The 17,593-nt window shown below is 72.9% G+C and carries 12 protein-coding genes and 1 tRNA gene; 8 read left to right on the top strand and 5 right to left on the bottom strand.

Going from position 1 to position 17,593, the window contains the following annotated elements; all coding sequences use genetic code 11:
* Positions 1 to 24 precede the first annotated feature (24 nt).
* The 3 genes from cysS (at position 25) to OG711_RS17765 (ending at position 4,566) form a co-directional block, all read left to right on the top strand.
* Positions 25 to 1,425 carry a cysteine--tRNA ligase gene (gene cysS / locus OG711_RS17775; protein WP_073783372.1) on the top strand — a complete coding sequence of 467 codons (1,401 nt, stop codon included), beginning with the start codon at positions 25 to 27 and terminating at the stop codon, positions 1,423 to 1,425.
* A 165-nt stretch (positions 1,426 to 1,590) separates the two neighbouring features.
* The gene (gene rlmB / locus OG711_RS17770) at positions 1,591 to 2,535 is read left to right on the top strand and encodes a 23S rRNA (guanosine(2251)-2'-O)-methyltransferase RlmB (protein ID WP_073783374.1); all 945 of its coding nucleotides are present in this window, start codon (positions 1,591 to 1,593) and stop codon (positions 2,533 to 2,535) included.
* 270 nt (positions 2,536 to 2,805) lie between these two features.
* Positions 2,806 to 4,566: a DoxX family protein gene (locus OG711_RS17765; RefSeq protein ID WP_329559729.1), complete on the top strand. Its 1,761-nt coding sequence runs from the start codon at positions 2,806 to 2,808 to the stop codon at positions 4,564 to 4,566.
* A gap of 731 nt (positions 4,567 to 5,297) precedes the next feature.
* Here OG711_RS17765 and OG711_RS17760 read toward each other — a convergent pair.
* The 3 genes from OG711_RS17760 to OG711_RS17750 form a co-directional block, all read right to left on the bottom strand.
* Positions 5,298 to 6,035: a nucleotidyltransferase family protein gene (locus tag OG711_RS17760; protein ID WP_073783378.1), complete on the bottom strand. Its 738-nt coding sequence runs from the start codon at positions 6,033 to 6,035 to the stop codon at positions 5,298 to 5,300.
* A 135-nt stretch (positions 6,036 to 6,170) separates the two neighbouring features.
* Complete coding sequence (locus tag OG711_RS17755) at positions 6,171 to 6,614, bottom strand: hypothetical protein (RefSeq protein ID WP_073783380.1); 444 nt, start codon at positions 6,612 to 6,614, stop codon at positions 6,171 to 6,173.
* A gap of 226 nt (positions 6,615 to 6,840) precedes the next feature.
* A complete protein-coding gene (locus OG711_RS17750) occupies positions 6,841 to 7,977 on the bottom strand; it encodes an ABC transporter ATP-binding protein (protein ID WP_329559728.1) in 1,137 nt (378 codons plus the stop codon).
* A 233-nt stretch (positions 7,978 to 8,210) separates the two neighbouring features.
* Here OG711_RS17750 and OG711_RS17745 point away from each other — a divergent pair.
* Both OG711_RS17745 and OG711_RS17740 read left to right on the top strand, forming a co-directional pair.
* Positions 8,211 to 8,287: transfer RNA gene (locus OG711_RS17745), tRNA-Thr, on the top strand.
* Between the two features lie 249 nt (positions 8,288 to 8,536).
* On the top strand, positions 8,537 to 9,511 hold the full coding sequence (locus OG711_RS17740) for an alpha/beta hydrolase (RefSeq protein WP_329559727.1): 975 nt from the start codon (positions 8,537 to 8,539) through the stop codon (positions 9,509 to 9,511).
* Between the two features lie 552 nt (positions 9,512 to 10,063).
* Here the strand turns inward: OG711_RS17740 and OG711_RS17735 are convergent.
* Entirely contained in the window at positions 10,064 to 11,437 is a 1,374-nt protein-coding gene (locus tag OG711_RS17735) for a hypothetical protein (RefSeq protein ID WP_329559726.1), read from the bottom strand.
* Positions 11,438 to 11,640: 203 nt separating this feature from the next.
* Between OG711_RS17735 and OG711_RS17730 the strand changes: the two genes are divergently transcribed.
* Both OG711_RS17730 and OG711_RS17725 read left to right on the top strand, forming a co-directional pair.
* On the top strand, positions 11,641 to 12,198 hold the full coding sequence (locus OG711_RS17730) for an ATP-binding protein (RefSeq protein ID WP_245876596.1): 558 nt from the start codon (positions 11,641 to 11,643) through the stop codon (positions 12,196 to 12,198).
* A 106-nt stretch (positions 12,199 to 12,304) separates the two neighbouring features.
* The gene (locus OG711_RS17725; protein WP_329559725.1) at positions 12,305 to 14,620 is read left to right on the top strand and encodes a restriction endonuclease; all 2,316 of its coding nucleotides are present in this window, start codon (positions 12,305 to 12,307) and stop codon (positions 14,618 to 14,620) included.
* Positions 14,621 to 15,105: 485 nt separating this feature from the next.
* On the opposite strand, the gene OG711_RS17720 is transcribed toward OG711_RS17725, so the two are convergent.
* Positions 15,106 to 16,497: an NAD(P)/FAD-dependent oxidoreductase gene (locus OG711_RS17720; protein ID WP_266509356.1), complete on the bottom strand. Its 1,392-nt coding sequence runs from the start codon at positions 16,495 to 16,497 to the stop codon at positions 15,106 to 15,108.
* Positions 16,498 to 16,610: 113 nt separating this feature from the next.
* On the opposite strand from OG711_RS17720, the gene OG711_RS17715 reads away from it, so the two are divergent.
* The gene (locus OG711_RS17715; RefSeq protein ID WP_329559724.1) at positions 16,611 to 17,555 is read left to right on the top strand and encodes an aminoglycoside phosphotransferase family protein; all 945 of its coding nucleotides are present in this window, start codon (positions 16,611 to 16,613) and stop codon (positions 17,553 to 17,555) included.
* Positions 17,556 to 17,593 lie beyond the last annotated feature (38 nt).

Below are 17,593 nucleotides of genomic sequence, written 5' to 3'. Positions count from 1 at the left end.
CCGCACGCCCACTACCCTGGGGGAGTGACTATTCGCCTGTACGACACCAGCGCCCGGCAGGTCCGTGACTTCGCCCCCCTCGTACCGGGCTGTGTCTCGATCTACCTGTGTGGCGCGACCGTGCAGGCCGCCCCGCACATCGGGCACATCCGCTCGGGCCTGAACTTCGACATCATGCGCCGCTGGTTCACCCACCGCGGCTACTCGGTGACCTTCGTCCGCAACGTCACCGACATCGACGACAAGATCATCCACAAGTCCGCCGAGCAGGGCCGCCCGTGGTGGGCCATCGGCTACGAGAACGAGCGCGCGTTCAACGACGGCTACGCGGCCCTCGGCTGCCTGCCGCCCACCTACGAGCCCCGCGCCACCGGCCACATCACCGAGATGGTCGAGATGATGCGCGGCCTCATCGAGCGGGGCCACGCGTACGAGGCCGAGGGCAACGTCTACTTCGACGTGAAGTCGTTCCCCGGCTATCTGGAGCTGTCCAACCAGGACCTCGACGAGCTGCGCCAGCCCTCCGGGGAGGGCGAGACCGGCAAGCGCGACCCCCGTGACTTCGCGATGTGGAAGTCCACCAAGCCGGGCGAGCCGAACTGGGAGACCCCCTGGGGCCGGGGCCGTCCCGGCTGGCACCTGGAGTGCTCGGCGATGGCCCACAAGTACCTGGGCACCGTCTTCGACATCCACGGCGGCGGGATCGACCTGATCTTCCCGCACCACGAGAACGAGATCGCGCAGGCCAAGGCCTTCGGCGACGAGTTCGCGCGGTACTGGGTCCACAACTCATGGGTCACCATGAGCGGCGAGAAGATGTCGAAGTCGCTCGGCAACTCGGTGCTCGTCAGCGAGATGGTCAAGCACTGGCGGCCCATCGTGCTGCGCTACTACCTGGGCACCCCGCACTACCGCTCCACGATCGAGTACAGCGCGGAGGCCCTGCGGGACGCCGAGTCGGCGTTCGCGCGGATCGAGGGCTTCGTCCAGCGCGTGGTGGAGAAGGCCGGCGGCCCGGTCGAGGCGGCGGCCGAGGTGCCGCCCGCGTTCGCCGAGGCCATGGACGACGACCTCGGGGTGCCGCAGGCCCTCGCCATCGTCCACACCACCGTCCGCCAGGGCAACAGCGCGCTCGCCGCCGACGACAAGGAGGCCGCGGTGGCCCGGCTCGCGGAGGTCCGGGCCATGCTCGGCGTCCTCGGGCTCGACCCCCTCGACCCCCACTGGTCCGGGGGACACGACCGCGGCGAGGATCTGCACGGCGTCGTGGACACCCTCGTCAGGCTCGTGCTCCAGCAGCGCGAGTCCGCCCGTACCCGCAAGGACTGGGCGACCGCGGACGCGATCCGTGACCAGCTCAACCAGTCCGGCCTCGTCATCGAGGACGGACCGCAGGGCCCCCGCTGGACGCTCGGGCCCCGCTGAACCGGTCCCTGCGGGGACCCCGCGATGTGCCGCCCGCCGAGCCGGGCGGCACACTCGTAAGCAGTACACGTCAGCACGACACGCACACGCAGCACACGTACGGACACGCAGTACGGACCTCCGTACGTCCCACGAAGACCACGAAGACACGAAGACAGGTAGGTCATGGCCGCAAAAAACCGCCGCATGTCCGGCAAGAAGGGCGCGCAGGTCGGCAGTGGCGGCCAGCGGCGCCGGGGCCTCGAAGGCAAGGGCCCCACGCCGCCCGCCGAGATGCGCAAGGGACACGCCAAGCAGCGCGCCGCCAACGCGAAGACCCGACGCGTACAGGGCCGCACCGCCACCGCCAAGGGGCGCGGCGGCAAGGGCACGTCCGAGATGGTCGTCGGGCGCAACCCGGTCGTGGAGGCGCTGCGTGGCGGCGTCCCCGCGTCCACGCTGTACGTCCAGCAGTTCATCGACAACGACGAGCGGGTCCGTGAGGCGCTCCAGCTCGCCGCCGAGCGCGGTGGCATCAACCTCATGGAGGCACCCCGCCCCGAGCTCGACCGGATGACGAACGGCCTCAACCACCAGGGCCTCGTCCTCCAGGTCCCGCCCTACGAGTACGCGCACCCGGAGGACCTCGCCGCCGCCGCGTACGACGCCGGCACCGACCCGCTGATCGTCGCCCTCGACGGGGTGACCGACCCGCGCAACCTCGGGGCCGTCGTACGGTCCGTGACCGCCTTCGGGGGCCACGGTGTCGTGGTGCCCGAGCGCCGCGCCGCCGGGATGACCGCCGGCGCGTGGAAGACGTCCGCGGGCACCGCCGCGCGTACGCCCGTCGCCCGCGCGACGAACCTCACGCGCGCGCTGGAGGCGTACAAGAAGGCCGGGATCGTCGTCGTCGGTCTCGCGGCCGACGGTGAACTGGAGGTCGGCGACCTCGCGGCGCTCGGCGGTCCGGTCGTCATCGTCGTCGGCAGCGAGGGCAAGGGCCTGTCCCGGCTCGTCGGCGAGACCTGCGACCACCGGGTCCGGATCGCCATGCCCGGCGGCGCGGAGTCGCTGAACGCGGGTGTCGCGGCCGGCGTCGTCCTCTACGAGGCGGCACGCCGCCGCGCGTGACCCCGCACCGCCGCTGACACGGCGGGGGCCCGTCACCTCCCGGGTGGCTCCCCCGCCGCGTACGGCACAGCCGGACCGGAGGGGCGCCGCGCCCGGACGGGCGTGGTGCCCGGCCGGGGCCGTGCACGCCCCCGCGCCGGGCACGGGTGTACGAGCGACGGGTCACGGACACCGGTCAAGCGGCCCTGACCAGCGGAAAGTTGCTGTTGACGGAGACCGGACATCTCGGCCCGGTCAAGGCAGTGTCCAAAGCTCCCGTCACTCGGTTAGATGAGTGTGGACACCAGAACACCCCGCACACCCACGGGGGACCGCTCGTCGGGCTTCGACGACGCTCCCGCGCTGAGCATGGTGAAGGTGCCGAGCGATCCGGCGCAGGTCATCGTCAATCATGCGAGCTTCCGCGTGCAGCTCAACACCGCGCAGCCGACGCGGTCCCCGCGCATCGCGCGGAACGCGAGCGCCGCCGTCGACACCGCGCGTATCCCCGCCCTCGGACCTACCGCCGCGCGCCGCCGCGCCCCCGTCGTCTGGAGCGGCCGCTCGGCCCCCGGCGACACCGGCGCCACCGGGCTGCTCCAGGCCGTGCGGGGGCCCGGCGTCCGGCACGTCGGTGCCGCCGGCGAGCCGGACCCCGGCGGAGCCACGCAGGTCATCCCGCGGGTCGGCCCCGGGACGGCGTTCGAGGACACCGTCGAGAGCCCCGGTATCCCCGGACACCGGTCGGGCGAGCCCGAGACCCGGCTGCTGCCCGCGCAGACCCGCAGCACGGGCAGCGCGTACGAGGAGCCCGCCGGACCGCTCGACGACCAGGACGGCTACGACGCGTACGGTCCCTACGACCGCGACGACCGTCACGACCGGTACGAGCACCACTACGACGACGACGCGTACGACCTCGACGCGAGCACCGACCGGGACGGCGAACGGCGCACCGGCGACTCCGTCCGGCACGCCTACTACCCCGGCCGCCGGATGAACCTCGGCGTGGTGCTGCTGCCGCTGCGCGTCTTCCTCGGCTTCATCTCCATCTACGCCGGGATGGGCAAGCTCTCCGACCCCGTCTACTTCGACGGCGGCGAACGCGGCTCCATGGTCAAGTGGCTGACCTCGCTGCACCCCTGGGGACTCGCCGAACCGCTGCGGGACTTCGCGCTCCAGCACCCGGTGGGCGCCGGGCTGACCATCGCGTTCCTCCAGGTCATCGTCGGTGTGCTGACGGTCCTGGGACTGTGGCAGCGGGTCGCCGCGGTCGTCGGGGTGCTGCTGTCCGCGGCGCTCATCGTGACGGTGAGCTGGCGGACGGTCCCCGCGTACGACGCGCCCGACATCATCTATCTGGCCGCCTGGTCGCCGCTGGTCATCGCGGGCGCGCCGGTCTACTCGGTGGACGGGCGGCTCGCCTCGGAGGCGTGGCGCAACCTCGGTCCGCGCGCCGAGCTGTGGGAGCTGCGGCGGCGGGTGCTGCGGCGCGGGATGGTCGTCGCGTCCGTCGCGGTCGGTCTCACGCTCCTCATCGGCTCCCTGCTCGGTGGCGCGGTGCGCGACTCCGACCGGATCACGGTGCCGGGGCCCGGTCAGGCGCCCCGTAACGAGCTGCCCGGCTCGCCGCTGCCGCAGGAGTCCGCGGAGCGGCGCGACAAGGCACGGGGCAGTGCGACGCCGACGCCGTCCGGTACGCCGACGCCGTCGAGTGCCGGCGCCTCCGCCGCGCCCTCCCGGACTGTCGCGGCGACGCCCGGGGTGCCGGGGGCCACGCAGTCCGCGGGGGTGGCGGGGGCGGGGACCACGCCCAGCCAGACGCAGGGGGCCGCGCAGGAGGCTCCCGTGCGGCAGGCGGCGCCCACGCAGGCGCCGCCGGCGGCGACCAGTGCGGGGCCCTCTTCGGGCGGGGCCACGGGGGGGACCACCGGTGGCGGGGCCACCGGGGGGGCTCCTGGGGCCGCGTCGGCGGGGGCGAGCACCGGGGGGACCGGGGGGGCGCCTGAGCAGCGGCCGGGGCTTGTCGGGGGCATCCTCGACGCGAACTGACTCCGTCAGGGGGCCCGGCGCTCACCCGCGCCGGGTCCCCTTCGGCTGTCGGCGCCCCGGCCCGGAGTTTCCTGTGCGGGGCGAGTTGTTTTCTGTGCCGTCGTTCGTGGGTTTCGCGGTTCCCCGCGGGTCGCCTTCGCTTGCGCTTCCGAGGTGTGTCCGGGTGGGCGTACTTCGGTCCTGTGCCGTCGCTCGTGGGGTGCGCAGTTCCCCGCGCCCCTTTGGGGCGCATCCGGCCGGTTCTTCGGGTCGGTGCCGGTCGGGATTCTCCGTCCTCGCTCCAACGCGCTCGGTCGGACGTCCCTCTTGCCGGACTGAAGAGCATCGGAGTCTGCGGGCAGAGATTCCCGCCCACCCCCTCCCGCAGCAGCGCGACTGCGGGAGGAGAGGGGTGCCCCTTCAGGGGCGCGGGGAACTGCGCGAAGACGAGGACCGGCCCGCACCCGAAGAGCGACCGTAAGAGGGCCGCACCTCAGGGGCGCGGGGAACTGCGCACCCGCGAACGCCCCGCACGGGAACAGGTACGTCCAGGTGGACGGAGCTCGGGGGCGCGAGCGAAGGCGACCCGCGGGGAACTGCGCACCCGCGAACGCCCCGCACGGGAACAGGTACGTCCAGGTGGACGGAGCTCGGGGGCGCGAGCGAAGGCGACCCGCGGGGAACTGCGCACCCGCGAACGCCCCGCACGGGAACAGGTACGTCCAGGTGGACGGAGCTCGGGGGCGACGGGGCTACCCGGTTGTGCGGGTGGCCGCCAGTTCCTTGGAGGCTTCCGTGAGGTCCTTCGCCGTGTCGATGGCCCGCCAGTACGCGCCCTGCGGGATGGGGAACCCCGCGAGCCGCTGGGTCCGGGCCAGCCCGGGGAACGTGGTCCGCTCGTGGTCGCCCCGGTCCGGCAGCAGCGCGGTGAACTCCGAGGAGAACACGTACACACCGGCGTTGATGAGGAACGGCGAGGGCGGCGCCTCGATGAAGTCGGTGATGTGCCCGAAGCGGTCGGTCTCGACGGCCCCCCAGGGAATCCGGGGCCGGGCCAGCGCCAGCGTCGCCGTGGCGTCCCGCTCCGCGTGGAACGCGGCCATCTCCCGCAGTGAGAACCGCGTCCAGATGTCCCCGTTGGTGGCGTACCAGGGCCGGTCCGCGTGCGGCAGATGCCCAGCCGCGTACTTGAGGCCGCCGCCCCGCCCGAGGGGCTCCTTCTCCACGACGGTGGTGACCCGCAGTGGCAGGTCCGCCGACTCCAGCCACTCCTGGAGGACCTCGGCGAGATGCCCGCACGAGATGACGGCGTCGGTCACGCCCTCCTCGGCGAGCCAGGCCAGCTGGTGCCCGATGATCGGGACCCCGGTACCCGGGATCTCCACCATCGGCTTGGGCCGGTCGTCGGTGTAGGGGCGCAGCCGCGTCCCCTGGCCCCCGGCCAGGACGACGGCTTGTGTCGGACGCGCGTGGGCGTGCGGATCGGTCATGCCGGAACTCTACGTGCCGAAGCCGCGCACCTCACGGGGCACCACCTCACGGGCTGTCCGTGTCCATGGGAGGTGTCCCGCGCGGGGCGCGGCGCCGGTCGTGGCCGGGTCGGTTCCGGGATCGTGCCTCGGGGGTCAGGCCTGTGTGGCGACACCCGAGGCGAAGGCGGTGTCGCACACCGGGCGGGCGTACGACTGGGCGCGGGTGGGGCCGTAGGCGCGGACCGCGGCGCGGCCGAGACTACGGGCGATGGAGACGCAGTGCTCGGCGAGCGACGGCCTGCGGTCGACCTCCCGCTGGAGGTGGGTGAGGGCGGTGCCGGGGTTCTTCTCCTGGAGTTCCAGGAGGAGACGGTCGCGGAGCACCTCGTGGGCGGCGGGGGCCTTCGCACGGGTGGACACGCTCTCCGAGGACGCGGTGAGCACCGAGTCCTGCGAACTGCCCGACCAGTTGACGGAGGTCACCGCCAGGGTGCCGGACAGCACCAGTACGACAGGCAGGACGAAAGCGAGGGAGCGGCCGATTCGGCGGGCGGGGCCACGCCTCCGGCGCTGCTTGTAGGAGTGGGAATGTGTCACGCTGGGCAGCGTAGCGGTCGGTAGTGATTTGGAGACATTTAGTCACCCTCTTGAGGGAAGGAAACGCGTCTCCGCCGTTCGACGTGTTGACGAACGGTGCTCGAAACGCCCGCTGTGCGGGGGTATTTGCCCTGTGGGGCCGGACGCGGCGGAGCCCCGCACCCAGGGGTGCGGGGCTCCGGAATCCTGTCCGTGGGCGGGGCGGCGCAAACCGCCCGTCCCGGGGTCAGCCGCTGAGGCGCTCGCCCGTGGAGGTCGCGAACACGTGGAGCTCGGTCGGCCGCGGCACGACGTGGACCTCGGCGCCCTTGTCGGGGACCTGGCGGCCGCCGACGCGGACGACGAGCTCCTTGGTCTCGCCGCTGACGTCGGCGTCGCCGTAGATGAAGCCGTCGGCGCCCGTCTCCTCGATCACGTTGACGCGGACCGCGAGACCGGCCGGGGCGTCGGCGGTGTCCTTGGCGAGGCTCTTCGCGGCGGCACCGTTGTGCTCGACCACGTCGAAGTGCTCGGGACGGATACCGACGGTGACGGTGCGGTCGCCGCGCTCGGCGGCGGCCGTCAGGGCGTCACGGCTGACCGGCACCACGGAGTTGCCGAACTTCACACCGCCGTCGGTGATCGGCACCTCGATCAGGTTCATGGCGGGGGAGCCGATGAACCCGGCGACGAAGAGGTTCGCGGGACGGTCGTACATGTCGCGCGGGGAGGCGACCTGCTGGAGCAGACCATCCTTGAGCACGGCCACGCGGTCACCCATGGTGAGGGCCTCGACCTGGTCGTGGGTCACGTACACGGTGGTGATGCCGAGGCGGCGCTGGAGCGAGGCGATCTGCGTACGCGTCGAGACACGCAGCTTGGCGTCGAGGTTCGACAGCGGCTCGTCCATGAGGAAGACCTGGGGCTCACGCACGATGGCGCGGCCCATCGCCACACGCTGGCGCTGACCGCCGGAGAGGGCCTTCGGCTTGCGGTCCAGGTACTCGCTGAGGTCGAGGATCTTCGCGGCCTCTTCGACCTTGGCGCGGATCTCGGTCTTGTTGACGCCCGCGATCTTCAGGGCGAAGCCCATGTTGTCGGCGACCGTCATGTGCGGGTACAGCGCGTAGTTCTGGAACACCATGGCGATGTCCCGGTCCTTCGGCGGCAGGTGGGTGACGTCGCGGTCGCCGATACGGATGGCGCCGCCGTTCACGTCCTCCAGACCGGCGAGCATGCGCAGGGAGGTCGACTTGCCGCAACCGGAGGGACCGACGAGGACGAGGAACTCGCCGTCCGCGATGTCGATCTCCAGGCTGTCGACCGCGGGCTTGGTGGAGCCCGGGTAGAGACGGGTCGCCTTGTCGAACGTGACAGATGCCATGGCTGTGAAGCCCCCTTCACCGGCAGGAACGTGCCGGACGATCCGAGTAAAGAAGGTGATCCACCCCGGGATGCCCCGCGGCGGGTGAAGCATTGGTGTAGTCCACTTGAGTGAACTGATCCAGGACGCTACCCCCCGTTCACCCGATCTGTCATCAGCCCCAGGGCTGTGACCTTCGACGTAAATCCCGCCGAGGGCACACCGCGCACTGGGTACACTGCTGGGGCACGCACGCCCCCTTAGCTCAGTTGGCCAGAGCGCCGCTCTTGTAAAGCGAAGGTCGTCGGTTCGAATCCGACAGGGGGCTCCAGACATCGCCACGCCGACCTGGGGTTTCCCTCCCCCGGGACGCTCGCCCGGCCCTGGACCCCGTCCGGGGCCGTTCGTGTGTGCCGAGGTCCGCCCCGGCACAGCCCGCCGTCCGCGTGCCCGGATTCTGATACGGGTGCCGCCGGGTGGGGGTGTCGTCCGGGGCGTTTGCCGGGGGGTGGGTGGGCGGGGCTGATAGGGGTGCTGGGTCGGGGGGTCGTGTTCCGTGAGTTCGAGGAGTCGATGCGCCATGTCCACCGCGTACATTCCCGAGGCGCCCGTGCTGGAGGCCGCCGCGGCCGAGTTCTCGGCGGCCACCGCGAAGCCGCCGTTCCTGTACGAGCTGCCGCCCGCCGAGGGCCGCGCGGCCGTCGACCAGGTGCAGTCCGGCGCCGTCGACCCGAAGTACCTCCCCGATGTGGACGACGAGTGGGTCACCGTCCCGGGCGGGCCGACCGGGGACGTACGGGCCCGGATCGTGCGGCCCGCCGGGGTCGGCGGCGCGCTGCCCGTGGTGCTGTACATCCACGGCGCCGGCTGGGTCTTCGGCAACGCGCGCACCCATGACCGGCTGGTACGGGAACTCGCCGTGGGCGCGGGCGCCGCCGTCGTGTTCCCCGAGTACGACCTGTCGCCCGAGGCCCGGTACCCGGTCGCCGTCGAGCAGAACTACGCCGTCGCCCGCTGGATCGTTGCCGAGGGCACGGGCAAGGGGCTCGACCCGGCGCGGATCGCGGTGGCCGGTGACTCCGTCGGCGGCAACATGGCGGCGGCGCTCACCCTGATGGCGAAGGAACGCGGGGACGTGCCGCTCGTCCACCAGGTGCTCTTCTACCCGGTGACCGACGCCGCGTTCGACACCCCCTCCTACCACCACTTCGCGGAGGGGTACTTCCTGCGGCGCGACGGGATGCGGTGGTTCTGGGACCAGTACACGATCGACCCCGCCGACCGGGCGCAGATCAACGTCTCCCCGCTGCGCGCCACCCGCGAGGAACTGGCCGGACTGCCGCCCGCGCTCGTGATCACCGGGGAGGCGGACGTCCTGCGGGACGAGGGCGAGGCGTACGCGGGCAAGCTGCGCGCGGCGGGTGTCCCCGTCACCGCCGTCCGCTTCCAGGGGATCATCCACGACTTCGTCATGCTCAACGCCCTGCGCGGCACCCACGCCGCGGAGGCGGCGATCTCCCTCGCGCAGCGAACCTTGCGGGCCGCCCTGCGCTGACGGCGGCAGGCCCCGGGTGCCCTCTCGGTACCCGGGCCCGCCCTTCGCGTGGACGTCAGCGCGCGACCGTTCCCGCGGCGCGGCTGGTCGCCGCCCCGCTGGATGCTGCCCCCTTACGGTCGCTCCTAGGGTGCGGGTCCGCCCTCGTCTTCGCGCAGTTCCCCGCGCCCCTGAAGGGGCGCCCACCTGGGGTTGTTTTTCACCCTCCTCCTCGTGCAGGCGCGGTGCTGCGGGAGGGGGTGGGCGGGAATCTCTGCCCGCAGACTCCGATGCTCTTCAGTCGGGTAAGGGGGATGTCGTACCGAGCGTGTCGGATCGAGGACGGAGAATCCCGACCGGCACCGACCCGAAGAACAGACCGGATGCGCCCCAAGGGGCGCGGGGAACTGCGCGAAACCACCGGACGACGGCACAGGGACGAAGTGCGCCCCGCCGGACGGACCTGGGAAGCGCAAGCGAAGGCGCCCCGCAGGGAACCGCGAAACCACCGAGCGACGGCACAGGAACGGAGTACGTCCCGCCGGACGGACCTGGGAAGCGCAAGCGAAGGCGTCACGCCGCCTTGAGTGCCCCGATCTCCCGGGCCCGCTCCGCCAGTTCCTCCACGGGGCGGGACTTCGCGTGCTGTCTGATCGCCGCGCGCAGCGTCCCGAAGTGGTCGTCCGCCCGCGCGCTGCTCACATGCTCGTACTCGTCGAGGAACCGGCCCCAGCTGTGGCAGGCCGCGTCCAGGTGTCCTAGCGCGACCTGCCGCCGCGCGAGCACCGCGTACGCGTGGGCCCGGCCCTGCCGCTCCTGCGCGGGCTGGTGCCGGATCGACTGCTGGAGGACCCGGATGCTGCCCGCGAGGTCCCGTTCCTCGTTGAGCACGTGTGCGACGTGGAACAGCCAGGCCGTCCGGTCGTACCCGCCGATCGCCTCGCGCCGGCTGTCGGCGCGGGACAGCGCGTCCTCGGCCTCCCGCAGCCGGGCGTGCGCGCGGCGGCGGTCGCCGACCATCGCCGCCGCGTGCGCCTGCTGGCCGCGCAGGAACGCCAGCAGCCGGGGCCCGGCGGAGGGCGCCGCCTCGGCGGCCGAGTCGGCGAGCTCCAGCGCCTTGTGACCGTGGCCCAGGTTCGACGCCTGGAGGGACATCCCGCGCAGGGTGCGGCAGTAGGTGACCTGGTCCCCGGCCTCCTGGGCCAGCCCGAGCGCGCGGACGTAGTACTTCTGTCCGAGTCCGTGGGCCTTCTCGTACATCGCCATCCAGCCGGTGAGGTACGCCAGGTCGGACGCGGCGGCCAGCATGTCCTTGCGGACCTGGTCCCCGGCCTGCGCCTTGAGCCAGGGGCCGACGGTGTTCACCAGGAACGCGGAGGCCATGGGCATGGCGTGCGCCGCGCCGAGCTCGTCGAGGATGTCCGCGATCCGCTCGGTCATCGTCCGTACCGACCAGACCTGGGAGGCGCCGATCCGGGTGGTGCGCTGGCCCGGACGCCACTCGGCCTCGGGGCGCGGCGCGGCGTGCGCGGTCGCGGTGAACGCCGGGAGGGTGAGCGCGGCGGAGAACACCGACGCGGCGAGGACCCCCCGCCGGGAGGGGTCCATGGTCGCGCGGCCGAGGTCGATCAGCTCCTCCACTGCGTCGCCCGTGGCGCCCCGGCCGTCGGCCGGGCCGGGCGGCACCGCGGGGCACAGTCCGGCCTCCGCATGGGTGACGGGCCGTCCGAGCCGTGCCGAGAACGCCTCGACGATCAGTGCCCTGACCTGCGGTCTCGGCGCTGTGCCGGCGATCCAGTGCGCGACCGCGGTGCGGTCGTAGGTCAGCTCCAGTCCGGCCTGCGGGCCGAGCCGGTTGACCTGCTGTGCCAACTGAGTACGCGTCCAGCCTGCCTGGTCGAGCAGCCGGGCGAGGTTCGGGTTGGGGGTGCGCTTCCTCGTGGCCATGACCTCAACTCCCCACGACGTCCTGGGTGTTCACGGTGTTCACGGTCCCACTGGTCCCCAACGGTACCCGTGAACAGGCCCCGCGCGGTTACCTCTTGCACGGACATTGAAGACGATCGAACGACATCGAACTACATCGAGCGATGCGGAACGGCAAACGATGCAGAACGGCATCCGGACGATCCCGGCCCCATGGAGACAGGGTGAGAGGTACCGAAACGGTCGGCCGCGGTGACGGCGGTACGACGGGGACAGTGGCGGAGGGGGGATTCGCCGTGAGCTATCTGAGGACCTCGCACCCCGGCGGTCCGCTGACCGAACGGGACCGCGCCCGCCCGCGGCAGATGCGCAGGATCGTTCGTGCGCAGCTGAGGCACTGGGGACTGGCGGACCTGGTGGAATCGGCGCAGCTCGTGGTCACCGAGCTGGTCACGAACGCGTTCCAGCACGGCTGGGGCGACGAGGTCCGCATACATCTGAGCCGCACCGCCGAGACCGTCAAGGTGGAGGTCCGCACCGGCCCGATGCCGGTGCCCCGGCCCCGCCGCGTCCCGGCCGGACGTCCGGTCGCGGCCGGGTGCCCCGGCCCCCGGGCCGCCTTCCCGCACCCGGCCCCCTTCGCCCCGGACGACCGGCTCGCCGAGCGGGGCCGGGGGCTGATCCTGGTCGAGGCGCTGGCCCAGGAATGGGGCGTTCACACGGACGGGGGAACCGTCTGGTGCGTGTTGACGGTGAGCCACAAACCGGACGGAACGCTCTGAGGTTCGCACATCGGTTCAGGTGAAGAGCTGTCGGATCACGCGGCCATTGGAGACACTGGGAGGCAGGGGCGGAACAGGACAGCGGCAGACGTAAGGGGCGGGCTCGGTGGGGCGGGGTTCGGGCGGGCTGATCGGGACGTGGGCCGAGGCCCAGCGGCAGCAGCAGCGGCAGTACGAGGAGGGGCTGCGCCGGCAGGCCCGCGAGCGGCGGGAGTACGAGCGCGATCAGCGGGCCCGGGAGCGGGACCTGGCCCGGATGCACCGGGAGCAGCAGGCCGCGTACCGCGCGCGGCGGGAGGCGGACGCCCGGGGGCGCACCGAGGAGATCGAGGCACGGGTCGCGGAACTGAGCGGGCTGCTGGTCGCGGGCTGCCGGGCGCCCGCGTTCCGGGTGGCGGCGCTGCGGCGGGAGGAGTCGGTGGCCCCGTTCGAGCCCGGTCCGCTCGCGGCGCCCGTGCCGATGCCCGACCCGAGGGCGTACGTCACCCAGGGCGGCGGCTGGACGGCCGGCGCGCGGGCGCGGGCCCAGCGGGACGCCGAGGACCGCTACCGCCGGGACTGGGACACGGCCCGGCTCGCGGAGGAGCGGCGCCTGCGGGAACTCGCGGACTACCGGCACCGCTACGAGACCTGGGCCGCCGGACGGAACGCCGAGGTCCGCGCGCACAACGCGAACATCCAGGAGATGACGTCCAGTCTGCGCGGCGCCGAACCGGAGACGGTCATCGAGTACTTCTCCGCCGCCCTGTACGCCAACTCGGTCTGGCCGGAGGGCTTCCCCCGCCAGGTCAGCGCCGCGTTCGACCCGGCCGCCCGGCAGTTCGTCCTCAACTGGCAGCTGCCCGCGGCCGACGTGGTCCCCGAGGCCAGGTCCGTACGGTACGTGGTCAGCGCCGACCAGCTGAAGGAGACGGCCCGGCCGCAGACCCAGCGGCGGGCCGTCTACCGGGACGTGCTCGCGCAGAGCGTGCTGCTCGCCCTGCGGGACGTGTTCGCGGCCGACGAGTTCGGGGTGCTGTCGTCCGTCGCGCTGAACGGCTTCGTGGACGACTTCGACCCGGCGACGGGCCGCCGCACGGAGCTGTTCGTGGCGTCGGTGCTGGCGGAGCGCGGCGCGTTCGACGGGCTGCGGCTGGAGACCGTGAACGCGGCGGACTGCCTCACGGACGGGCTCGGCGGCTCGCTGTCGGCCAAGCCCGACCAGCGGGTCGCGGTCCGTCCGGCGCGGCTGCCGGAGCAGGTCGGCGCGGGGGTGGTCAGCCACGGGGACGGTACCGAGCCGGATCTGCTGGAGATGGACCCGCTGGCGTTCGAGGTGCTGGTCGCGGAGCTGTTCCGGGCCCGGGGCATGCAGGCGGTCACCACCCAGCGGTCGGGTGACGGCGGGGTCGACGTCGACGCGGTCGACCCGGACCCGATCAGCGGCGGCAAGATCGTCGTCCAGGTCAAGCGGTACCGCAACACCGTCCCGCCGAGCGCGGTCCGCGATCTGTACGGGACCGTGCAGGACGCGGGCGCCAACAAGGGCGTCCTCGTCACCACGTCCGGCTTCGGCCCCGGTTCCTACACCTTCGCGAACGGCAAGCCGCTGACCCTGGTGTCCGGGCCCGAGCTGGTGGAGCTGCTCCATCAGCACGGGTTGCGGGGGCGCCTCGGGGACGGGGGTCCCCGGGGCGGGTCGTCCGGGGGCGGCCGGTCCTCCGGTGGGGCCCGGTCGTCCGGCGGCGGGCCTTCCGGCGGCGGGCGGTCCTCCGGTGGCTCGGGGGGCGGTGCGGGGCCGGATTTCGCTGGTTCAGGTGGTTCAGGTGGTTCGGCGGGGTTCTCGTCCACGGCGCCCACGCTGGTCATGCCGACCGGGCCCGACGGCCCTGCGGCGGGGCACGGCCGGCCCGCCGACCGCACCCACGGGGAGGACGACGGGGACCCCGGCGATCACGGGGACTTCAACGTCCTCGGGATGTCCTGGTCCGGGGCGGTCGCCCTCGACGTGTGCGCGCTGGTGTGCCAGGGCGGGCGGGTCCTCGCGGACGACTGGTTCGTCTTCTTCAACAATCCGCGCACCCCGGACGGCTCGGTCCGGATGCTCGGGGACTTCGCGGGGGACCGGGCGGCGGTGCGGGTCGCGTTCGACGCGGTGCCGGACCGGGCCGACCGGATCGTGCTCGTCGCGGCCGTCGACCCGGCGGTCAATCCGGACGCCGACCTCGCGGGCTTCACCGGCGCGGGGATACGGCTGCGCGCGGCCGACGGCACCGAGCTCGACCGGCTGGAGGTGTCCGACGGCCGTGCGGGGGAGAGCGCGCTGGTACTCGGGTCGTTCCGCCGCCGCGCGGGCGGCGACTGGACCTTCGTGGTCGGCGGCAAGGGGTACGGGGGCGGCCTCGGCGAGTTGGTGGGGGACTTCGGTATCGACGTCCAGTAGTCGCCTTCGCTTGCGCTTCCCAGGTCTGTCCGGCGGGGCGGACTTCGTTCCTGTGCCGTCGCTCGGTGGGTTTGCGCAGTTCCCCGCGCCCCTTTGGGGCGCGTCCGGTCGGTTCTTCGGGTCGGTGCCGGTCGGGATTCTCCGTCCTCGATCCGACACGCTCGGTACGACGTCCAGTGGTCCTACTGAAGAGCATCGGAGTCTGCGGGCAGAGATTCCCGCCCACCCCCTCCCGCAGCAGCGCGAGTCCGCGAGGAGGATGGTGAACAACAACAGCAAGGGGCTGAGGCGCCCCCAAAGGGGCGCGGGGAACTGCGCGAAGACGAGGACCGGCCCGCACCCGAAGAGCGACCGCGAGGGGGCAGCACCCAGGGGCGCGGGGAACTGCGCACCCACGAACGACCAGCAGGGGAACAACTACGTCCAGCCGGACAGACCTCGGAAGCGCAAGCGAAGGCGTAACGCGGAGGCGGCCCGGAGAGGGATCAGCCGCGTCCCGCAACGCGGTCCGCGACCCGCGCCAAGCGCGACGACGCGGCGCCCCGACCGACCCGCTCACGCCGGTCCGCCTCGCGATACGTCGCGTACATCCCCTGCACCCCGAGCCAGCGCAGCGGCTCCGGCTCCCACTTGCGGACCCGGTGGTTCACCCACGGCAACGCGGCGAGCTCACCCGCCCCGGAACGCCCCGCGTCGTGCCGGACCAGATCCCGCAGCGTCCGCCCCGCGAGGTTCGCCGTGGCGACCCCCGAGCCGACATAGCCGCCCGCCCAGCCGAGCCCGGTCGCCCGGTCCAGCGTCACCGTGGCGCACCAGTCACGCGGCACCCCCAGCACCCCGGACCAGGCGTGGGCGATCCCCACCCCCGCGAGCTGCGGGAAGAACCGGGTGAGCACCGCCCGCAGTTCCCGGGCCGTGGCCCGCTGGGTACCGCCGTCGTTGTCGGTGCGGCTGCCGAAGCGGTACGGGACGCCCCGGCCGCCCAGCGCGATCCGCCCGTCCGCCGTGCGCTGCGCGTACATGTACGCGTGGGCCATGTCCCCGAGCGCCTCGCGGCCCGCCCAGCCGACGGACTCCCACTGCTCCTCGGTCAGCGGCTCGGTGGTGATCATCGAGGAGTTCATCGGCAGCCAGGTGCGGCGCTGGCCCTTGAGCGACGCGGTGAACCCTTCCGTGCAGCGCAGCACGTACGGGGCGCGGACCGTGCCGTACGGGGTGACCGCGTGCCCCGGGCGGATCTCCGTGACGGGCGTCGACTCATGGACGGTGACACCCAGCGCCTCGACGCTCGCCGCCAGCGCCTTGACCAGCTTCACCGGGTGCAGCCGTGCCCCGTGCGGGGTCCAGGAGGAGCCCACGGCGCCGGCGATCCTGATCCGTTCGGCGGTCTCGCGGGCACCCAGCAGCAGACGCTCGTCCTCCCCGTACGCGCGTTCCGCCTCGTGGAACGCGCGCAGCCGCACCAGCTGCGCCGGGGTGAGGGCCACCTCCAGCACACCGCCCTGGTGGAGGTCCGCCGACCACTTCTCCTCGGCGGCGACCCGGATCACCTCGGCGACCGTGCCGTTCATCGCCTTCTGGAGCCGTACCGCTGACTCGTGTCCGTGCAGCCGCGCGTACCGGTCGCGGCCCGCGATGCCGTTGTACAGCCAGCCGCCGTTGCGGCCGGAGGCGCCGTATCCGCAGAACCGCTGTTCCAGGACGGTGATGCGCAGTTCGGGGTCGGCCCGCTTGAGGTAGTACGCCGTCCACAGGCCGGTGTAGCCGCCGCCGACGATCACCACATCGGCGCTCGTGTCACCGGGCAGGGGTTCGCGGGGCGCCGGGAGGCCGTCCTCGGTGAACCAGTACGAGATGCCGCCGTTGACCGTGCCCATGCGCCCGTTCCTCCCGCTGCCGCCCGCACCGCTGCCGCCGATCGCGAGCGTACGCGCAGGGCGCGCGGATATCCGGAGGCGGGTCGCCCGCTTCTTCTCCTACGCTCGGCGGGATGAGCGCGCAACGGAGGACGCAACAGGGGACGACGGCGCAGGCGCGGGGGACCGGCTTCGAGATCCCGGCGGAACTGGTCGCGAACCAGCACAAGTACAAGCGGGAGGCGGGACGCGCGTTCATCGACGGGCTGCCCGCACGGGCGGCGGACCACCTGGCGCGCTGGGAGCTCACCATCACCGGGCCCGCGATGCACGGCATGGCCTCGCTCGTCCTGCCGGTGGCCCGCGCGGACGGCTCGTCCGCCGTGCTGAAGATGCAGGTCGCGGACGACGAGAGCGAGCACCAGGGCGAGGGCCTGCGGGCCTGGGACGGCCGGGGGATCGTCCGGCTGCTCGCCTACGACGAGCCGACCACGACCCAGCTCCTCGAACGCGCCGACGAGAGCCGTCCGCTGTCGGCGGTCGAGGACTCCCGGGAGGCGGTGGGCGTCATCGCGGACCTGCTGGCCCGCCTCACTTCCGTCCCCGGACCGCCCGGGGTCCGCCACCTCGCGGACATCGCGGCGGACATGCTCGACGCGCTCCCGGGCGCGCTCCCACAGATCGGCGACCCGTCGGCCCGCCCCGCGCTGTCCGTCTGCGGTGACGCGGTACGGGAGGTGCTGCCCGAGCCGGGGGACCGGCTGCTGCACTGGGACCTGCACTTCGACAACGTCCTCGGCGCCGTACGCGAACCCTGGCTCGCCATCGACCCGAACCCCCTGGTCGGTGACCCGGGCTTCGACCTCATGCCCGCGCTCGTCAACCGCTACGAGGACGGCGAGGTGCTGTGGCGCTTCGACCTGATGACCGAGCGCCTGGGCCTGGACCGGCGACGGGCGGCCCGCTGGACGCTGGGACGGGTGCTCCAGAACTCGCTGTGGGACATCGAGGACGGTGAGCCCCTCCAGGCCACCCAACTGAGGATCGCGGAGCTGCTGACCACGCACCGGACGGGGTAGCACGCCGACCACTGGACCTCGCGACGTCCGGATGGTTT

Origin of the sequence: Streptomyces uncialis (assembly GCF_036250755.1) — a bacterium.
In the GTDB taxonomy this organism is placed as follows: Bacteria; Actinomycetota; Actinomycetes; order Streptomycetales; family Streptomycetaceae; genus Streptomyces; species Streptomyces uncialis.
The sequence above is the reverse complement of the archived record's forward strand: the minus strand, read 5'-3'. Positions and strand labels throughout refer to the sequence as shown.